Consider the following 17,829-nt stretch of genomic DNA (forward strand, 5'->3'; position numbering starts at 1 on the left):
TTTGCAAATGAACACTCCCATCCACTTCAACCGCAAAAAGCCCTCCAACGAACGCCTGCTCCCGCTCCACTACCTGACAGTTTCGGGTATCGCACTGCTGTTGTTGGTGATTCTGGCAAAAGTCCTGGAGGATTGCCTGCCGCCCGCCTACCCACCGTTATTCTGTAAATGGCCCTGGCTACAAGCCGCCATCCACCAGTGAATGTGATGGTGAATGCCGATGAAAAACAGGAGCGAACTGTACAAATTCGACACGCTTTTGGGAACCCAACCAGACGCGAGAATCGCCAAGCTGGCACAGGTTACTCAGAGGGCAGTCAACAAGCGCCGGCGCAACTTGGGTATCGCCTCGTATAACAGTAGAACGCCGAGTCGTATCACCAAATACGATTGCTTGTTAGGCGTGTTGTCCGACCAGCTCGTGGCTCATATCGCTGGCGTCACGAAGTCGGCTGTAACGTTTCGGCGCACTAAACTTGGAATCAAATCCCAACGCAGTCGACAGCCATCGCGCTTGGAAGGCTTGGATGCGTTGCTGGGTACTCAATCCGACAGCGTGATAGCCCGATTGGCCGGAGTGACCAGCGGAGCGGTCCTTAAACGTAGGCGACGGCTGGGTATCGAGGCGTTCAGTCGATCCAAGCAGGATCCCTCCACAACGCACGCCAACAGACAAGTCAGCCTGACTCGGGATAAATGAATATGCGAGGACGCATCGTACTTACCATGCCCGCCACCGGGGAGGCTACGTTTGAGGCTTTTCATAACCATCAAGTACGCCTGAAATGGGACACCTTGTTGTCTCGCGCCGAGATCGAAGGTGGCGGCAGCCATCCCTACATCGGCGCTATCAGCTACAACCAAGGACGGGGCTTGAAACGGTGTCTATCCATGCGCACGCGATTCGTAAATTACCGCACCTCGGAGCTGGCGTCAGCCGTGCTGGTGGAGCCCAGCGGTCCATTCGCGTGGTGGGCTGCGACAATGCGCCACCGCGACTTGGGCGACGGCACTTCGGAGTTGACTTATGTGTTCAAGTTGCAGCTCCGGCCAGCTTCGCTTGCCAGACTAGCGAACGGACTGGCTATCCGCGTATTTGAGTATGAAACACGCAAGCGATTCCTCGCCCTGCATTACTATTTGGCGCACCAAACGGATAACGCTCACCGTTAAGTGTTGATCAATTCAATATCTTGAAGTCGATTCGCCGGTTTTTACTGCGCCCCTCAACCGTGCTGTTGTCGGCGATCGGTGCATCCGGGCCGCTGCCTGTCACCGACATACTGCTGGATTCGATCTGCTTACCGATCAGGTACTGACGCACCGCGGCCGCACGCGCCAAGCTGAGCTCGATATTGCTTTCACGCAACCCAACGTTGTCCGTGTGGCCAATGATCGCAATCCGAGCATTGTTCAACTCGCGTATCACTTTTGCCATCTCATCCAGCACGATGCGGCCTTTGGCTGTGAGAATCGCGCTCCCGCTTTCAAACTCAATGGTACGCTGGCCCAGCGTTTCATCCAGCGCCTGCTGCCCTGAACTGACCTGCAGAGTGTTATGCACCTGATAGGTTTGGTTGAAGGAACTGGCCAATGTACTGGTGACCTCCTGGCGCAAAGCCTCGTTCTTCACATTACCGCTGATACGGATCTGATTGCCTTCCACCTGGACCTTTCCGGCAGAAATATTCCGGAGATTTGGGTTAAGCATCTTCAAGACATACTGATCCCAGTTGGCAGGTGCTACGACATTACCCACCTCAATTTGGTCGGTCACACGCTCGGCACCGTAGAGGTCACGCAAACGCGATAGCACCTGCGCCCTTGTCGCCTCGGAGGGGACGGTGCCACTGACCACTACCTTGTCCTGGGCAGCTTGTGCGACCTCGGCCAGGCACACCCACGAGAGTAAAAAACCTAAGGCAATACGCATGTCATAACCCCAAAAAAATTTCGCGAAAGGTGGCCCTGGCGGTACTCAAGGAAAGCCCCGGTTGATTGGTATAGGTGGACAATTTTTTTAACGCATAGCTCGTGCCCACCTCCTGCTCAACCCAGTCAGGATCCGCAAGCCAGATGGTGTCGTGCTCTTCAATGCTCGGATCGATGACGCCGTACAGCCCGCGGGCTGAGGCGCCACCAAACCCCAGCGTCATCGTCGGTTGATGTTCACCACGTTGCAGCAGCATTAATTCAAAATCTGCCCGCCCCAAAAAGTCAGCGATCAAATCGAGCCAAAAAGCTGAAACCAGATGGCGGTGGAGCGGATCGGCGGGTAGCGGTAACCGTAAGCCCTTGCCCATTTTGGGCGCGCCACTGCTCATGACCGGCCGCAGCAGCAAACCGAGAGCCAGCAAAATGCGTCGAACATTCACCTGGTGCCCGGCCGTGTTGAGCATCTGCTGCAGCGAGCCGATGGTCTGCACTTGCAGAAAGTCGCCGAAGGTACGGTGCAACGTGTCAGGGCAGACCGTAAGATCGGCCTTATGCTCCCTCAACTCACTCAAGATGTGAGCGGGCTCAACGGCCTGTTTCGCCAAAGGCAGCTCGCGCCCCAGACGCGACCATATTCGGGTGAACGCTAATGGGCTGCGTGCAAGAAACTCCAAGGGTTTTGCCACTTCGAACGTCACGCCAGCCATAAACGGAAATCGCCGCCCGCTGGCGTCGACACTCGGCAACAGGTGCCCACCGATCACGGAACGATGACGCGACCCCATAAAGGCAAAATGAAAACCGGGGGCGCTGTCATACAAAGACTTCCAGGCAACGTCCTGCGCCAGCAAATCCAACCCTTCGGTTGCCCAGCGATCAAGGATGGCTATCAAGGGCCGATGATTGTCCGCAGCCCTGACAAAATCACCATGCGCGGGCAACTTGCCAAAGTAACTGATGGGTAACGTCAACATGTCCAAGCTCATGGCCGCTTCTCCAGGGACGCATCCAGGCCCACCACAGTCAGCGGCAGTTGCGTACCATCCAAGCCTTTGCGTTGGCTACCATCGGCATTCGCACGTGGGTTACTGATGACCTTCATGGTGACCGGCACCACCCAGTCGTCCTGACGCCATTGCAACTCGTAAGAACCATCAGCGTTCTGTCGACTTTGAGCACTTTGAATCAACTGGCCTAAAGCGTTTTGACCGACGAAGCTCTGAAGATCGATTGTCCGGCCGTCGTAAGTCACCACACTGACTTTGGCGGTTTGGTTCGACTTGCCGCTGTCCCAGACAAAATTGTTCCACTGTGCGGGGGTATTGCGATAACGCAGTTGCTGATCCCCTATGAGCACACTGTATTCACTGAATCCCGCAGCGGAGCCTGGCAAGATCTGGAACGTGACCAGCGCCCCGCCTTCAGCCGTTTGACCCAATGGGGCAACCCATTGCGCGAAGTGGGTCATCAAAGAAGGCGACAGGCTCAGTCCGACGTCTGCCCACTGCTTGCTGACCAAGCTGTTGCCACGACGAATCACCAGGGGCCCGAGGCTCTCGGTAACAAACTGTGCAATAGCCCCTTGCGGACCAAAAACCTCGGCAATCTCGGCCGTTCCCGCTTCAATTTGCCCTGCCGGCGCGAACGGGTATTTGCCCGCTAGAGATTGTTGGAAAGGCTCGTGAACCTGGGCCTTCCAGACTTTGTTGATTTCGTTGTGAGTCGGCGGAATCAGCGCACCGAAGGTTTGAATCATCGGCCATAACAACAGCGGCCGTAAGGTGCGACACTGGCCATCTTCCATACTCGACAGCAGTTGCTCATCGACCAGCCGCAGTCCAGCCGACAACTCAGAAGAGGTGCTCGCGTCCAGGGTCTGCACCATCAACTCTCGAGCACCCGGACCGGGATCACCCTGGGTCTGGATGGCATTCAAACGAGTACGGATGCCGGACAGGTTTTCCAGATAGCTTTGCAGCAGCGATGGCGAGCTGTCGCGGGCCACCATCAGTCGAGCAATTCCAGAAAATTCAAGACCTACAGGCCCAACCGGAATGTCTCCGGCGCTGCTTTGCGCCAATGCCTGGCCTTCAGCAGGGGCCTCGGAGAACCAGCTTAAAAACCCACCCTTAGCCGCCTGGAGTCCCTCATTGATCAACGAGGGATTGTCCCACGATGTTTGTCGGTAGATCGCCTCCATCAATTTGCGCATCGGCGAATTTTGTGGGTCTCCCAACTGATTCATCGCCGCATTGGCTTCACTGAAACTGGAAAAGCTGGCCACGGTGATGCCTTGCAAGAATTTCTTCCATTCTGCGATGTACTCCTGGGTATACAACTGCTCCAGCTCTTTCTGGATATGCTCCGGACTGCCCGACAACGTCAGATCATCCGCCCGGGCGTTCTGCAGCACCCAGTCCGTGGTGGTGAGTTCCTTGTGCGAAGCATCACGAATGGCTTGTTTTACATAGCCCTCCCAGGCCTCTCGAGAAAAAGTACCCGAGATGGCATAACTTCCGGCAAAGATCTTGTCCCCCTCCCCCAGCAAGCCTGCAACTGTCACGCTCGGGTAGCGTGTGGCAGCCCTGGCTTTGAGTTCCGCATAGACCCTGTCACGCGCTGGCAGCCCTTGCATCACTGCGCTCAATACCCGACGGCAGTCATCGATCAACGTGACCTTGGTGTCCGGTACTGGCCACTCAGACGCATTCGATTGGCGAATATAGAAGCTCATCAACCGCTCGGCACGGCGCGCCATGTCTTCCCGGTCCATACTGCCGCGATTGTCTTCCAACCAAAGGCGCCAAAAACGCGTGAGCTGGTCACTCAGGTGTGCGGGCTCCACGCGTTCGACCGTGCCCAGCATCAAGTACGCTTTCAAGGCGTTGTAGGCATCCTGGACATTGCTCGGCGATGGGGGCTGATAAACGCCAACGTTAGTTGTGCTGACGGGCGCTGCCGATTTCGCAGGTTGTAGCGCAGTAGAATTAGCACTGACTTCACGCAAGTAGGATTCCAGTTGTTCTGCTACCGGGGTCAGCATCACCTGCCGCATTCCCTGGAAGTACTCATGGCGCAATTTCGCTTCCAGTGCGGCACCTTGATAGAGCCCCAGTCCCAGCATCAGTGGATGATCACCACGGTATTTCTGTAACTGAGCCAGCCGGTCCTGAATCACCTGCAACGCCTCAAGGCGCGACTGCAGATCGATGCGATCCTTCTGGATGTCCTGGGCTTTACGCAAATCGGCCTGGACATTGCTCACCAACTGTTGATTGTTGGTATAGGACCACGTCCAGCCCGCCAAGCTTCCACCGAGTAACAACGCGGTCCCAAGGAACGCTACAGTGCGTTTTCTCGTCCGTGAACGGCTGGAATACTGGCGCACCAATTGCCGATCAGCGAACACCACCTTGCGGAACAGATCCAGAAGGAAATAACTGTGGCGAGACAACTGTCGCTCTTTATTCTGACCATTGACTGCGTCTGCCGATTTCAGCCCAAAGCGTTGAGTAATTTCGTTGGACATGCCGCACACACTGGCCATTTCCTGAACAGCACTGGTGAAGTAGAAACCTCGGAATACCGGCTTGTATTGAAAAGGATTTTCCTCAAACAATGCCGTTAAAAACGTGCTCAAGTGGGGCTTGATACCTTTGAATTCTAGCGGCAAGGTCAACAGCCCTGGGGCTTGGACGCCCCCACGGTTCAATGCCATCTGCGCCAAACTCATCTCTTTCAGACCTTCACACAACTCATCGAAGTGCTCATCGAACTGACTGACCGCGTCTGGGCCCGTTTGGGGGTTGAAGGCAAAAGTCGCGCCCCACACTTTTTCTCGCTCCTGTGGCTCTAGCGCCTGGAAAAAGTCATTAAAGCCGTTGATCAAATCGACCTTGGTGAACACCACATACACGGGAGCAATCACCTCAAGGCGCTCGGTCAGCTCTTGAATACGTTGCCGCAGCTTTTTGGCCAAATCGATCGCAAACTCCGGTGAATTCCCGGTCAACTCGGCAACACTGGCGGCAATCACAATTCCGTTAATCGGTGCGCGTGGGCGATGTTTGCGCAACAGCCCGAGGAAAGACAACCACTCCCCACGATCTGCGTCCTGCACCGAGTAGCGTCCGGCGGTATCCAGCAAAATACCTTCGGTGGTGAAGTACCAGTCGCAATTACGTGTGCCACCAATCCCCTGCAGCGCAGCGCCTTTTTGATCGTTGAAGGGAAAGGTCAATCCAGAGTTCAGGACCGCTGTACTTTTCCCCGCTGCGGGATTACCGATCACCATTAACCACGGCAACTCGTATAGCGCCTCTGTTCCTCGGCGTCGTCCAAGTCGTGAGGATTTGATCGCGAGAAGCGCCTCTTCCAGTCGTTGGCGCAACTCTGGAGCATCCCCCTCTGCACCAGCCACCATATGATGCAGCGCCGCCGCCGATTTCCTGGCGACAATGCGCCGCCACAACCAAGTGGCGGCCACTGCGACAAGTGTCACCACCAGGAGTGCAAGAAGCACTTTTTTTACGGTGGCCGCATTGAGAAGGAGCAAGGCTGCGGCAAGCAATAATCCGATAACAGCCAACACACGAGAGTTGGAAAAAAAGGCGGAGAAGCGGCTAATCATGACAAACAATTCCCGGGGCTAACGTGATGCACAAATTCATGCGAGGTCCTGAAGAGGCGCTTGAGCCGGTAGCGGCGATGGTTGGATACGACAGATCGCTCGCCATAAAGGGTCTTGCACCGACACCAGCAAGGTGTCCTGCTGCGTCTCCAAACTGTTTGAGGCAGCCAAGGCCAATGAAGCCAGCGCTGTCACGGCGCCCATCTCGCCACAACACAGCGGCAAGCTCAGGCACTCATGGATTGGGTCGAGTTCTGGAAGCGTTGCGTGCAGAGCGACCAGAAGTTCGGTTTGACGAGAGGTTTGGTGGTCCGCATCAGCTATTACCGCGCTGATCGGTGAAGGGGCTGTGCTGTATTGCTCTAGCAGTTGTTGCAGAGACGCGGCGCGCACCTTGCCCGGCAAGTCGGCAGATTGCGTACGCTGGACGCTGCTAAACGGGTGAATAGCCGCCGCTACCGGCTCTGTGGCTGCTGGGACGCCCTGCGCGAGTAGTAGTGCGCACGCCCCCTCGCCGGAGACCTCCGGCAGCGTCTGCCATAACGCATCATCTTGAATGAACGAATCACTGGCAAGCACGACCTGCAGACGGAATTCAGGTTCCACACCATCGACAGCGCGCAACTGCTCAAGAAAACTCAGTACCCCGCGGGTGTCAGCCGCAGCGTGAACAGACACGGGACATGTCAGTCCAGCCTCGGAAAACCGACCAAGAGCTGATAGCAACCACTGGCGTGCCGTTGTTTGGGTCTCAATCGGCCAGCGAGTGGGGAGTAGGAAGTGGATCGGCAGGGGGTTAAGGCGCTCGTCTGTATCGACACATTCGCGCTCAAAATGGCGCACCAGTAAAGGTTCCAGCGCCTGTGTGGCCAACAGCAAGGCGCGCTGGACATCAAGAGGTAACGGGGCGCCCCGCTCTGAATCAATGAAGTCCTCTGTACTCACTCCGTCAATCCAGGCGATACGGCGCGCGAACCCGTCTGCGTTTTTCAGTGTGGGGTGAAGGGCCGGTCGTTCACGGGCTATCAACGCCTCGATAACAGTAACGGGTTCATCGCCGGGGGGCAGGGACAGGCTCCAATCCAGTATCCGAATCGGCATGACCCGTTCAGCGTCCGGCACGGGTTCAACACCGGCTAGATCCTTTGTAGCCCCCGACTGTCGGTGGCGCTTCAGCCATTCAAAGGTCTGGTACAGCCCCCAATACCCCAGGCACAAGGTCGACGGGATCACCAGGAAATGGGTAATGATGTCTTGTGCCGTCGGCAGACGGTAATGGTTACGCCAGGCCCATAATGTCACGCCCCACGTACCGATAAAGACCAACGCCACCCACAGCGTTTTGTAGCCAAGGACTCGTTTAAACATCAGATTCCATTCCTGCTTACCCTACGCTCACGGTCTGTAAGTTGTGGCCTGGCCAGCGATCAACACGGCGCCGCACGAGGTGGCATCGCCGTCTCGAGCAGCCGCCTTGTCGTCCACCTCATAGTCCTCGTCCCCAGTCGTGATCACCGTAGGACCATGGACCGGACAAGCCACCAGATCTCCAACGCGGGCGATGCCCTTGTCGTTGATCGTCGAATCCTCACTGGCCTCCATGACCATTCCGCCGTGGGTGGTCGCGTCCCCTTTTACAATCAAAGGTCGTGTCATCTTCTTTCTCCATGTTTGCCTAAGCTCAGCACTGCACAGCGCCTGCTCAGGGGTTAAGGCCTGGATCTGGCCGACGGCCCTCGGCCGGCAGTACGCAGTTCCACATGCCCGAAATCCATCAATTTCCAGCGTCCACCCCAGGTCAAGCCCAGCTCTTCGGCCACTTGGCCGTACAACTCATAGCCGCGCATCGCCCAGGGGTCTCTCTCGGTGATCACCAACTTCCCCTCGCGCAAAAAAGCACTGTCCGCCGCCAAACCGTACTGGTGGTAGCTCTGCCAGGCCTTGGCATTGGTCGTCCCAGGCAAGAGCCCCAGATCGTCTTGACGCTCAGGGCTGCGGTAGCCCTCAAGCAGCACCATTTCGTACCCATGGCGTTCCAGCATCACCTTGTAAACCACCAGCAAGCGCTGGACGAAGTCAGCATCCATCTTGTCCCATGAACGATCGGCCGCTCCGGTGCGAGGACGAATCCGCTCCACCTCCCGGGAGGTGAACACCTCCGGCGGCAGCGCGCGGGGCGGTACCAGCCGCTCACCACGCAACAGCTCTGCAATCAGGCTTGTGGGTTTCCCACGGTGGACATCGCTGCCATACCCTTCAAGCTCCACCGTTCCGCGCAAACTGAAAACCAACGCAGGAGGCACCAGCAACAGAAGAAGCATCAACCACACAAGGCCCTGATATTGAGCGAGCGGTGACAGCCAACGCTTATAACCAATCCCAAAGCGAACAAAACTATCGCTCACAAAAATAGAACTTTCCAACCAGACAAAGGGAATCTTCCTACAAGCTTTAAAGAAGCGAACTATTGATTTCGAAAACACCTCTGCACGTTCAGGAAACAACAACCACCAAAAGTAAGTAATCGCACTTGCAGCCAAGCAAAAAACCACGAGCAATAGCATCAAATATACAATCCACCGGAGAAGAATATGGAATTAGCACCGAACGATAGCTTCTTGCGCCGCGCCCAGCACACTATCAAAATGACAGCATTGAAAATTTTATATAGCTGCGCCTAAATTCTTAGCAATATTTTGCGCCATTTCAACTTGCCACCCAGCAAATAAGTGCAGGCCATCTCACTGGCGAAACAAACGCCAAACTCTGGAATCGGATGCTGTGACAACAAGTAATGCACACTCAAAAGCACCTAGCTTGTTAGCGGACACTCAAGACAGCAGCACTCCCGATATCCGCTCAACCAACACCGCGACCCCATCCAACATACGCTCAAATAAGACACTGCTAATCTGGTCGGGCGTCAGCGCACTGACCCTCATAACGGGGATGGCCTGGATATTCGATTCGTCACCCGAAGCCACTGGCACTCCCACGCCCAGCCAGGCTGTCAGCATCGCGACCGTACCCCCTGAAACCACTCACTACCCCACCACTACAGCTCAGCAAACGGAGTCGGAAATGCTTAGCGAATCCGCTCAGATCTTTAACGAGGCGCCTGCCCAGCAGCACACAGATCCCATCCCCACGACTGCCGCCAACCCGCCGTCCGTAGAAAAAGCACATCACATCCAACCCGCCAAACCTCAGCCCAGAGCCGCTGCCACACGCCCGGCGAACAGCATTACTCCCACACCTCGTTCAAGCGATGTAGACGTGTTGATTGCGCTGATGCGCTATATCGAAAGCCCGGATAACGATCTTCCACTGCCAGCGCGCGAAGCGCTGAAAGACCGCATCAGGGCTTGCCCAGCAGCCAATACCGAAGCGGGCATTGACTGTCGCCAACGTATTTGCGCTGACCTTCCGGGCTCGCCGAGTTTGTGCCCCTCCAAGTGAACTCGAGGGAATGCCAAGCGCTCAGCCGCCACTGTCGGCAACCTTGGCCACACCCAACACCTGCTCCAGGCGAACCAGTGCAGCGTCGTCTTTCAGCACAACTTTGAGCCATTCATGCAAGGGCATCTCCCCCCACTCAGCCGCTTGATTGGCCATGTAAGCCACCGGACTATGCGGCTCCGCCTGACTGAAATAATTTGCCACCTCGCGCAACCGACTCAACGCGTCATGACGCGAAGTGATACCCAGCACTGCACTCTGGGTATCGGCGACTGAAGGTACGGAGACAGGAGACAGCAACTGACTGGAATGCTGCTGAGGCCCTGGCACCTTAGGCTCACCCCTTCCCTGCACATCCACGCCAGCCTCTTTCGCAAACCGTTGAATGCTACTGGAGGCCGTGTCCAACGCGTCTCGAATCGACGCAAATCTCGGAGTCTGATCACCTAAACGAGCTTCGGCCTGGTGCTCCAGACTGCTCAGTGCAACCCCTGCGGCCTGAACCGCAAGCCACAGCTGCCGATAGAATCCCACCGGCGTTGCGGACCTGGCACGATCCAACTGCTCCAACGTCAGGTGCTCGGAATCCCCAAGGCGAACCGTTCCGGATCGCTGATGCGCTACTGCATAGTCAGAGAGTGTGTAGGACAACCCGTCATCGTCCACCACAGGGATCGACGATACCCAGCGCAGGCCCTGCTTGAGCAACCACGCCAAGCAACCGACACGCTGCTCAACATCGCCCTCGTCGATGGAGGGATACAGGTCGTCCCAGTACCGCTCAAACAAGCCTGCAATCAGGCTGAAACCTTGGGCCATGCCTGAAAAACCCTGGGTGTATACCCAACCCTCTGTCAGCCACCCCGCAACGCGAAGATCTTTACTGTCCTCTCGCAACAGTTTCGAACATCGTTTAACTACTTCCGGCCAATTGGCGACCTTAAGATCGGCAACCCATTCACCTTGCTCCAAAGTTGGATCGTCAAACTCTCGAAGTTTTTGTATGCCATCAAACTCAGATGAGTATGTAAGATCTTTTCCTGTTGCCTGTAGGCCATTTATCGGACTCAATAAAACTTCAAGATCAGACACTAAATTTTCCTGCCAACGATGCAATATTTTGATGTAAGTGATTACACTACACCCCGTCAGAAACTACGCTAGACAATCATCACTGTGTTTTTTTCGCTAGACAAGCCTGTGTCAAAAACTTTGTTGAGCCGCAGGGGAAAGCGTACGAAATGGATATCAAAGCCGATGAGCACAACTGCCGCGAACATCATCAGTGAAACGCGCCTGTACACACTTGAGTCAACACTAGACCAACTTCATGTAGAGCGCTGGTCCGGGCATGAGGTCCTGTCCAATCTTTACCGCTGGGATGTACTGGCCTTGAGTGGCAACCACGCGTTGCCTCTCGATGCATTCCTCGGGCAAAAATTCACCCTATTGACCACCCTCGCGGATGGCAGCCGGTGCCGTCGCAGTGGGCTGGTCAATATGGCCCGACGCATCGGCAGTGACGGTACGCTGACCCGCTACCATGTGCAGTTGGTGCCCTGGCTGTGGATCCTGACCCAGAGTTTCCGTTCAAGGGTGTTTCAGGACAGCACCGTGCAGGGCATCATCAACCAGGTACTCACGGGTTATCCGGACTACGCGAGCTGGCACTTCACCCAGGACGCGGTGCAACTGCTCAGCGCAGTGCGGCCGCGTAGCTACTGCGTGCAGTACCGCGAGAGTGACTTCACTTTTGTGCAGCGACTACTGGCCGAAGAAGGCTTGGGCTATTGCTTCGTTGAAGATGAACGAAGCCCTAGCGGACAACGCCTGATTATCTTCGGCGACAGCCCCACACTGCCTGAGGATCCCACCTCCTCCAGCGCGACTGGTTTGCGCTTTCATCGCGCCGATGCGACGCAAGTGCAGGACACCATTCAGGGTATGGGGCGCGTCCATCAGTTGGGTAGCCACCGCGTCACGCTACTGAGCTGCGACTATAAAAGTCGTCAGGCCATCAGTGCATCACGCCCTATCGGTCAAGAACGCGAAGGCCTGGAAAGCTACGACCCAGTGGGCGACTACGCCTTTGCCACTCTCAGCGAAGCCGAACATTACACCGGGTTGCACATCGAGGCGATGCAAACGGAGCACGCCTTTTGGCAAGGCCGCGGCACCGTACGCAGCGCGCGGGCGGGCACGCGGTTTCATCTCGGTGAGACGCCCTGGCCCGACGCCGAACCGATGCGTGACATGCAAGACTTTCTCTTCACCGAGGTACGCAGCTACGGCATCAACAATCTGGAGTTTGGAGTTCCTGAACTGGATGCTGATCCGGCGGCATTGCTGCAGTTGGAAGCGCTCGACGCCGAAGTGCTCCGTGAAGCAAACCGCAGTGGCTTCGCACAGCAATTTCGTGCAGTGCTGCACACCCAACGTTGGCGCCCTACCCTCGAAGACGGTACAGGCCAACGCCTGAATCCACGTCCGACCGCCCACGGCCCACAGACCGCGCTGGTCGTTGGCCCCGAGGGTGAAACCACGCCCGGCAGCGATGGGCCACTGCACTGTGATGCACTGGGTCGCGTCCGGGTGCGCTTTCATTGGCAGGCCGAAAACGACCGCGGCGCTTGCTGGGTTCGGGTCGGTCAAGCGTTCGCTGGCAAGGGCTTCGGTGCGCAGCTCCTTCCACGCATTGGTCAGGAAGTGCTGGTGCATTTCGTCAATGGCGACATCGACCGGCCGATCATCTCCAAGGCGCTGTATAACGGTCGCGGTGAAGGCGGCGTTGCGCCCACCCCGGGCGGCGCCCCAGGCGAAAGCAATCTGTCGGTCTATGCAAAGGCCACCGATGAGCATCCCAGCGCCGAAGCCAATCTGGCCGGCGGCAACAGCCCTGCCTGGCACGGCGGTGGTGCAGTCGAAACGTTGCACCGCAATGCGGCGGCATTGTCCGGGTTCAAAACCCAAGGATTTGATGGCCAGGGTCATAACCAATTGGTGTTCGACGACAGTGACCAGCAAGGCCGTGTGCAGATGGCAACCACCCAAGCGCATACCCAGCTCAACCTGGGGCACCTGATTCATCAGGCGGGCAACTACCGAGGTAGCTTTCGCGGCCTGGGGTTTGAACTGCGTACCGACGCCTACGGCTCGATTCGCGCGGCCAACGGCTTGCTCCTCAGCACCTATGCCATCGACCCGCAAACCCCGGCCGGCGATGCCGTCGCCGCACAGGCGTTACTGCAACAGCAACGTGACCTGGCCGAACGTTTTGACCTGGCCGCGCAGATCCATCAAACCGTGCCGCTGGCCGCGCATCGCGGGGTGCAGAAAGCCAATCAAAGCCTGCTGATCGACGACCAGTCGCCGCTCCAGGCCCTACACACCAGCCTGAATACCACGGTAACCAGCGAGCAACTCGCCCAGGCCATCGACGAAGCTGCGCAACGTAATCCCCATCACACGATTCCCCACAGCGGTGATGCGCTACTGACCCTGAGTGCTCGTGACAGTATCGCCAAAATTGCGGGTCAGTCACTGCAATGGACTGCCGGAGAGACCCTCACCCTCGGTAGCGGTTACGACACCCACATGGCGACAGGAGGCAGTTTGCGCATGCATAGCGGCCAGGCCATCGGCTACCTTGCCGGCGCGCAAAAGGCCGAGGGTATTGGGTTGGCAATGATCGCCAGCGCCGGGCCTGTGGATGTGCAGGCGCAGCGAGGTGATATCAACCTTAGCGCTCAAGACGAGTTGAAGATCATCTCGATCGATGCGGAGGCGGAAATGGCGGCGGGGACAACACTCCATCTAGCGGTGGATGGGGGCGCCAGCCTGACGATGGAAGGCGGCAACATTACGTTTGCCTGTCCGGGGACGATCAAGGTGTATGCCAGCAAAAAGCGCTTTAACGGACCGCAGGAAAAATTCTTCCCGCTGCCGCAGTTTCCGCAGGGCATCTGCGTGGAATGCCTGCTTAAGGCAATGGAAACCGGAACCCCACTCGCTAACAAAAACGCATAATCGAGTTGAGCATGTCATTACCTGACCCGATCCAAACATCTACTACGCGTTCAAGCAGCTTTTTGCATTGGATAGACCCCTACCCTACAGGGGCACTGCAAATATTAATCACCGCCTTACCAACCAGTAATGTGTACGCGCTCATCGATCGAGCGTTCGACACTACTTTGAGTGCCGGGCTAAAGCATCGTTTCCCGCACTTGGCTCAACAGTCTTTGTTCAAGGAGCTGTACACAGGAACTGGCCTGGCTGCCTTGAGTCCCTGCTTGGTAGAAATACCGGACATTCCGCAGGAGCGCCTTGAACTCATCACCTACCTGATGCGTGCCAGCAACGGAAAACCGATGCTCAGCTTCCTGTCAGCCGAGAAGATGTCACTACTCGAACATCTGCACAGTCAACTGGAAGCAAAAGACAATCAAGGCAGAGGTTTTTTACTTCGCCTTGCCGACACGCGTGCACTGGACCTATTACTGAAAACACTGACCCAACCACAACGTGAACGACTGCTATTCGACGGCCTGCAATGGTGGTATTGGCGTCGAGACGGAGAGCTCCGCCACATCCAAGGAAGCAGAGCAGTAGGTGATTACAGCCCGACAATCAAACCTTATCAATTCGATAGCCGACAGATACAACTGATGGCCAACGGTGCGCGTGCCGATGGCTTGCTGTTCTGTCTGCGAAAAAACGCAGAGATATTTGGGCGACTGTCAGGCCGTCCTTCAGCCGCACACAGATGTATTCAGGAAATTTTAGACAGTCACGACTCAGAGCAAGTACATGACGCTGTTGTGTTTCGCCAGATGCTTGAGTCGCTTTGCCGCAATGGTTTGCTTTCGCAAGCTTAAGAATAGGACGGTGATAATTCAATGATGAAAGAAAATTCTAGGCTATGGCGGTGGTCGATCACTGCTGCCGCGCTGTTGTTCGCTGTACTGGCGTTCGTCGTGTTCAAGCCAAAGCCTTCAACGCAAGATTCAGAAATCGGCCTGTCTGTTTCTATCCTCAACTACACGGATCAACCTCTCGGTGTGGTGTATGTCAATGACAGTTGGGCCGGCGGGATGCTGATTCATGGTGGAGGCAACTCTTTTGCAGGCAGCGCGAGTTTACCGAGAAAGTGGCGCCCAGGACTAACTGTAAGGGTCGACTGGCGAGATGACGCGCTTTATCAGAAAGATCAAGAAGCGTTGTATAGCGCCATGGTCCCAGTTGCTCCCTACACGGGCAACTCCCCCAGCATTTTATATGTGGCCTTTTTCCCGGATCAGAAAATCAAAGCATTTCCTACCAGCTTTAGTCCTGGACACCCGGAGTTCCCGGAAGGTCTGCAGCGTCCAGACATACTTTGTAAAGCAGCCCCTGTTTGCAAAGCAAAATTCTTCGATTGAGTCTGCTGAGGGATTTGAATATGCAGCTAGAAAAACTAGGCGAAAACCCGAGCGCGTTGTTGCAGGACGAGCAAGCACAGTTTTTATCAAATCAAGACATCAGCAATAACATGGAGTGCTGTACCTCGTTGCATCTCGGTTTTTTCTTCGACGGAACCAACAACAATAAAGAGCGAGATACTCCAAAACAGGCTCACAGCAACGTTGCTCGACTATTCGACGTATTCGAAGAAACATCTAACACTGTGAAAATCTATGTTCCAGGCGTTGGCACCCCCTTCCCAAAAGAAACAGGCGATACAGGGCGAGGTTACCATGCACGAGCAGGGCTAGCAGCCGGCTGGGGTGGAGAGGCCAGAATAAATTGGGCGTTGCTACAGCTTTCAAATCAACTGTATCGATATTTCGAAAAAACCACCTTGAGCGACGCCAGTAACATCCAAGATGTCGACTTGGTTAAAAAGATCTCCACCGACATAAATCTCCCTCAGACAGCTCTGAAAGGTGCCGGTACCACCGAGGTCGAGCAACTGAATAACGCCGGCACGCTTGGCACCATCGGTAATATTATTGACACTGCCTATATCGAGCCGCGACACAGACAACGGCGTGAGCTCTTACAAGCCAGGCACGATGAACTCACCCAAAAACTAGCAAGCCGGATCGCCAGCGATAAACCAAAGCTAGTCAGCATTCGCCTCTCAGTGTTCGGGTTCTCCCGAGGCGCAGCAGAAGCTCGCGTATTTTGCAATTGGTTGTCCGATGCACTGGACAAAAATAGAACGTTGGCAGGAGTACCGGTCAATATTGACTTTTTGGGTATTTTTGACACTGTAGCTTCGGTAGGGCTTGCGCAAAGTGCCCTGCTATTTGAAGGGCATGGTGGTTGGGGACAGGAACGTTTTCTACGCGTGCCCAATGAAATCAAAAAGGTTGTTCACCTTGTTTCAGGCCACGAAGTTCGTGGTTCCTTTCCGCTAGATATAGTGGGCGATCATCCTAACTGTATTGAGTTGGTATATCCCGGTGTGCATTCGGATATTGGAGGAGGTTATCCACCCGGTGATCAAGGCCGCGGATGCAGCACCAATGATGCACCTGACGATGGCAGCAAACTGTCTCAAGTGCCGCTTGCAAAAATGTATCGCAGCGCAGTGGCAGCAGGTGTCCCACTCAATGCGAGCAACCCACGTCTTGCTCCTGAGATAAAAAATGCATTCACAATCAGTCCAGCACTTCGTCAATCCTTCAATGATTACGTTGCTATCGTCAATGCCATGACACCCAGCAACGCTAGTACAACCCAGGCTGCCAATATTCAATACGGACTCTACCTACGCTGGCGTCGTCTTCGCGCCGCTAACAACTCCAACGCCTTGGAGCAACAACCATTTTTTTCGCGGGCGAAAATCAACAGCCCACAAGACGCTGAAGACTTGCGGCGGGCCAATGATGAGCTACGCCGGGAAGTGGTGGTTTTAAGCGAGCGGGAAAATGATCTTGTTTACTCTGATGGTTGGATGGCACGGACTCTATTGCAATCGATGCCTGCCAGCGCGCTTTCTAGTGAAATAGAACGAGCGATATGGGGTGAGAAAGTCCGGCAATGGCGCGAAGTAAAACCTTTCTGGGAATACGAAAAGGCACTTAAGCCGGAGATCATCCGCCTGTTCGACGACTACGTGCATGATTCGAGAGCATGGTTCAAACCTTTTGGCGCTACAAACGAAGATGTGTGGAAGCACAATCAAACTATTCGCATGAAAAAGCTTATGCAGCAGGAGGCCACCTACCGACAGTATCAAACCGAATTCGAGCGCGACGCCAAAGCGGCCATTAAGCGGTACGCGCCCTACGATGAAGGTGGTTACGGCGATGTCGCTCCCTCACCTGTGTGGGGATTGGACCGGATCGACCTTGATCGTTATCTCAAGGACGGTAGCCTACCCGTTGAACCAGACGGACGAGAAACTAGCTCCATATGGGGATACCTACGCTGGCGGACTCACTACTCGCCTGAGGATACGCTGGTTGAGAAGGCCCAGCGGGCTTGGAACAAAGCGAAAAATGCCACAAACGAAGTTATTGATGGCGCTCGCAAACGCGTGACCAACGCGGCGGCGGATACGGCCCAAGAGGTAGCTGATACTGTGATGGAGGAAGCTGGAAAAACGGTAAAGCGGATTATAAACAGACAACCGTGGCGTTAACTGATCCGCTAAGGATGAGCTCAAAAAATCCAGATCAAACAGTGCTGCACACCCAACGTTGGCGCCCTACCCTCGAAGACGGTACAGGCCAACGCCTGAATCCACGTCCGACCGCTCACGGCCCACAGACCGCGCTGGTCGTTGGCCCCGAGGGTGAAACCACGCCCGGCAGCGG

The 17,829-nt window shown here is 55.7% G+C and carries 14 protein-coding genes; 7 read left to right on the forward strand and 7 right to left on the reverse strand.

What is annotated here, in order from left to right:
- Positions 1 to 7: 7 nt before the first annotated feature.
- A complete protein-coding gene (locus APH41_RS21120) occupies positions 8 to 202 on the forward strand; it encodes a hypothetical protein (protein WP_054921249.1) in 195 nt (64 codons plus the stop codon).
- Between the two features lie 500 nt (positions 203 to 702).
- Positions 703 to 1,173: a hypothetical protein gene (locus APH41_RS21130; protein ID WP_371262634.1), complete on the forward strand. Its 471-nt coding sequence runs from the start codon at positions 703 to 705 to the stop codon at positions 1,171 to 1,173.
- A gap of 7 nt (positions 1,174 to 1,180) precedes the next feature.
- Here APH41_RS21130 and APH41_RS21135 read toward each other — a convergent pair whose 3' ends face one another.
- From APH41_RS21135 to APH41_RS28430, 6 genes are read right to left on the reverse strand one after another with little or no spacing between them, the layout of a single operon-like run.
- Positions 1,181 to 1,933, reverse strand: coding sequence for an OmpA family protein (locus APH41_RS21135; RefSeq protein WP_054921256.1), 753 nt, complete (start codon positions 1,931 to 1,933; stop codon positions 1,181 to 1,183).
- Position 1,934: 1 nt separating this feature from the next.
- Positions 1,935 to 2,921: a type VI secretion system-associated protein TagF gene (gene tagF, locus APH41_RS21140; protein ID WP_054921259.1), complete on the reverse strand. Its 987-nt coding sequence runs from the start codon at positions 2,919 to 2,921 to the stop codon at positions 1,935 to 1,937.
- On the reverse strand, positions 2,918 to 6,565 hold the full coding sequence (tssM, locus tag APH41_RS21145) for a type VI secretion system membrane subunit TssM (RefSeq protein ID WP_054921261.1): 3,648 nt from the start codon (positions 6,563 to 6,565) through the stop codon (positions 2,918 to 2,920). The genes tagF and tssM overlap by 4 nt, the downstream gene beginning before the upstream one ends.
- 36 nt (positions 6,566 to 6,601) lie before the next feature.
- Positions 6,602 to 7,933 carry a hypothetical protein gene (locus APH41_RS21150; protein WP_054921264.1) on the reverse strand — a complete coding sequence of 444 codons (1,332 nt, stop codon included), beginning with the start codon at positions 7,931 to 7,933 and terminating at the stop codon, positions 6,602 to 6,604.
- Between the two features lie 27 nt (positions 7,934 to 7,960).
- Complete coding sequence (locus APH41_RS21155) at positions 7,961 to 8,221, reverse strand: PAAR domain-containing protein (protein WP_054921266.1); 261 nt, start codon at positions 8,219 to 8,221, stop codon at positions 7,961 to 7,963.
- 53 nt (positions 8,222 to 8,274) lie between these two features.
- Positions 8,275 to 9,129, reverse strand: a complete 855-nt coding sequence (locus tag APH41_RS28430; protein WP_082430485.1) for a M15 family metallopeptidase — start codon at positions 9,127 to 9,129, stop codon at positions 8,275 to 8,277.
- 517 nt (positions 9,130 to 9,646) lie between these two features.
- Between APH41_RS28430 and APH41_RS28885 the strand changes: the two genes are divergently transcribed.
- Entirely contained in the window at positions 9,647 to 10,024 is a 378-nt protein-coding gene (locus APH41_RS28885) for a hypothetical protein (protein WP_139271539.1), read from the forward strand.
- A 21-nt stretch (positions 10,025 to 10,045) separates the two neighbouring features.
- Here APH41_RS28885 and tssA read toward each other — a convergent pair whose 3' ends face one another.
- Positions 10,046 to 11,116 (reverse strand): type VI secretion system protein TssA, encoded by a 1,071-nt coding sequence (tssA, locus tag APH41_RS21170; RefSeq protein WP_054921272.1) that lies wholly within the window; start codon positions 11,114 to 11,116, stop codon positions 10,046 to 10,048.
- A 165-nt stretch (positions 11,117 to 11,281) separates the two neighbouring features.
- Between tssA and APH41_RS21175 the strand changes: the two genes are divergently transcribed.
- The 4 genes from APH41_RS21175 to APH41_RS21190 are packed head-to-tail and all read left to right on the forward strand — an operon-like array spanning position 11,282 to position 17,654.
- Positions 11,282 to 14,050, forward strand: coding sequence for a type VI secretion system Vgr family protein (locus APH41_RS21175; protein WP_054921274.1), 2,769 nt, complete (start codon positions 11,282 to 11,284; stop codon positions 14,048 to 14,050).
- 11 nt (positions 14,051 to 14,061) lie between these two features.
- Complete coding sequence (locus APH41_RS21180; protein ID WP_054921276.1) at positions 14,062 to 14,901, forward strand: DUF4123 domain-containing protein; 840 nt, start codon at positions 14,062 to 14,064, stop codon at positions 14,899 to 14,901.
- A gap of 21 nt (positions 14,902 to 14,922) precedes the next feature.
- Entirely contained in the window at positions 14,923 to 15,444 is a 522-nt protein-coding gene (locus tag APH41_RS21185) for a DUF3304 domain-containing protein (RefSeq protein ID WP_054921278.1), read from the forward strand.
- Entirely contained in the window at positions 15,420 to 17,654 is a 2,235-nt protein-coding gene (locus APH41_RS21190; protein WP_139271560.1) for a DUF2235 domain-containing protein, read from the forward strand. Before APH41_RS21185 ends, APH41_RS21190 begins: the two co-directional genes overlap by 25 nt.
- Positions 17,655 to 17,829: the final 175 nt, after the last annotated feature.

The organism is Pseudomonas sp. NBRC 111138, assembly GCF_001320835.1.
In the GTDB taxonomy this organism is placed as follows: Bacteria; Pseudomonadota; Gammaproteobacteria; order Pseudomonadales; family Pseudomonadaceae; genus Aquipseudomonas; species Aquipseudomonas paracarnis.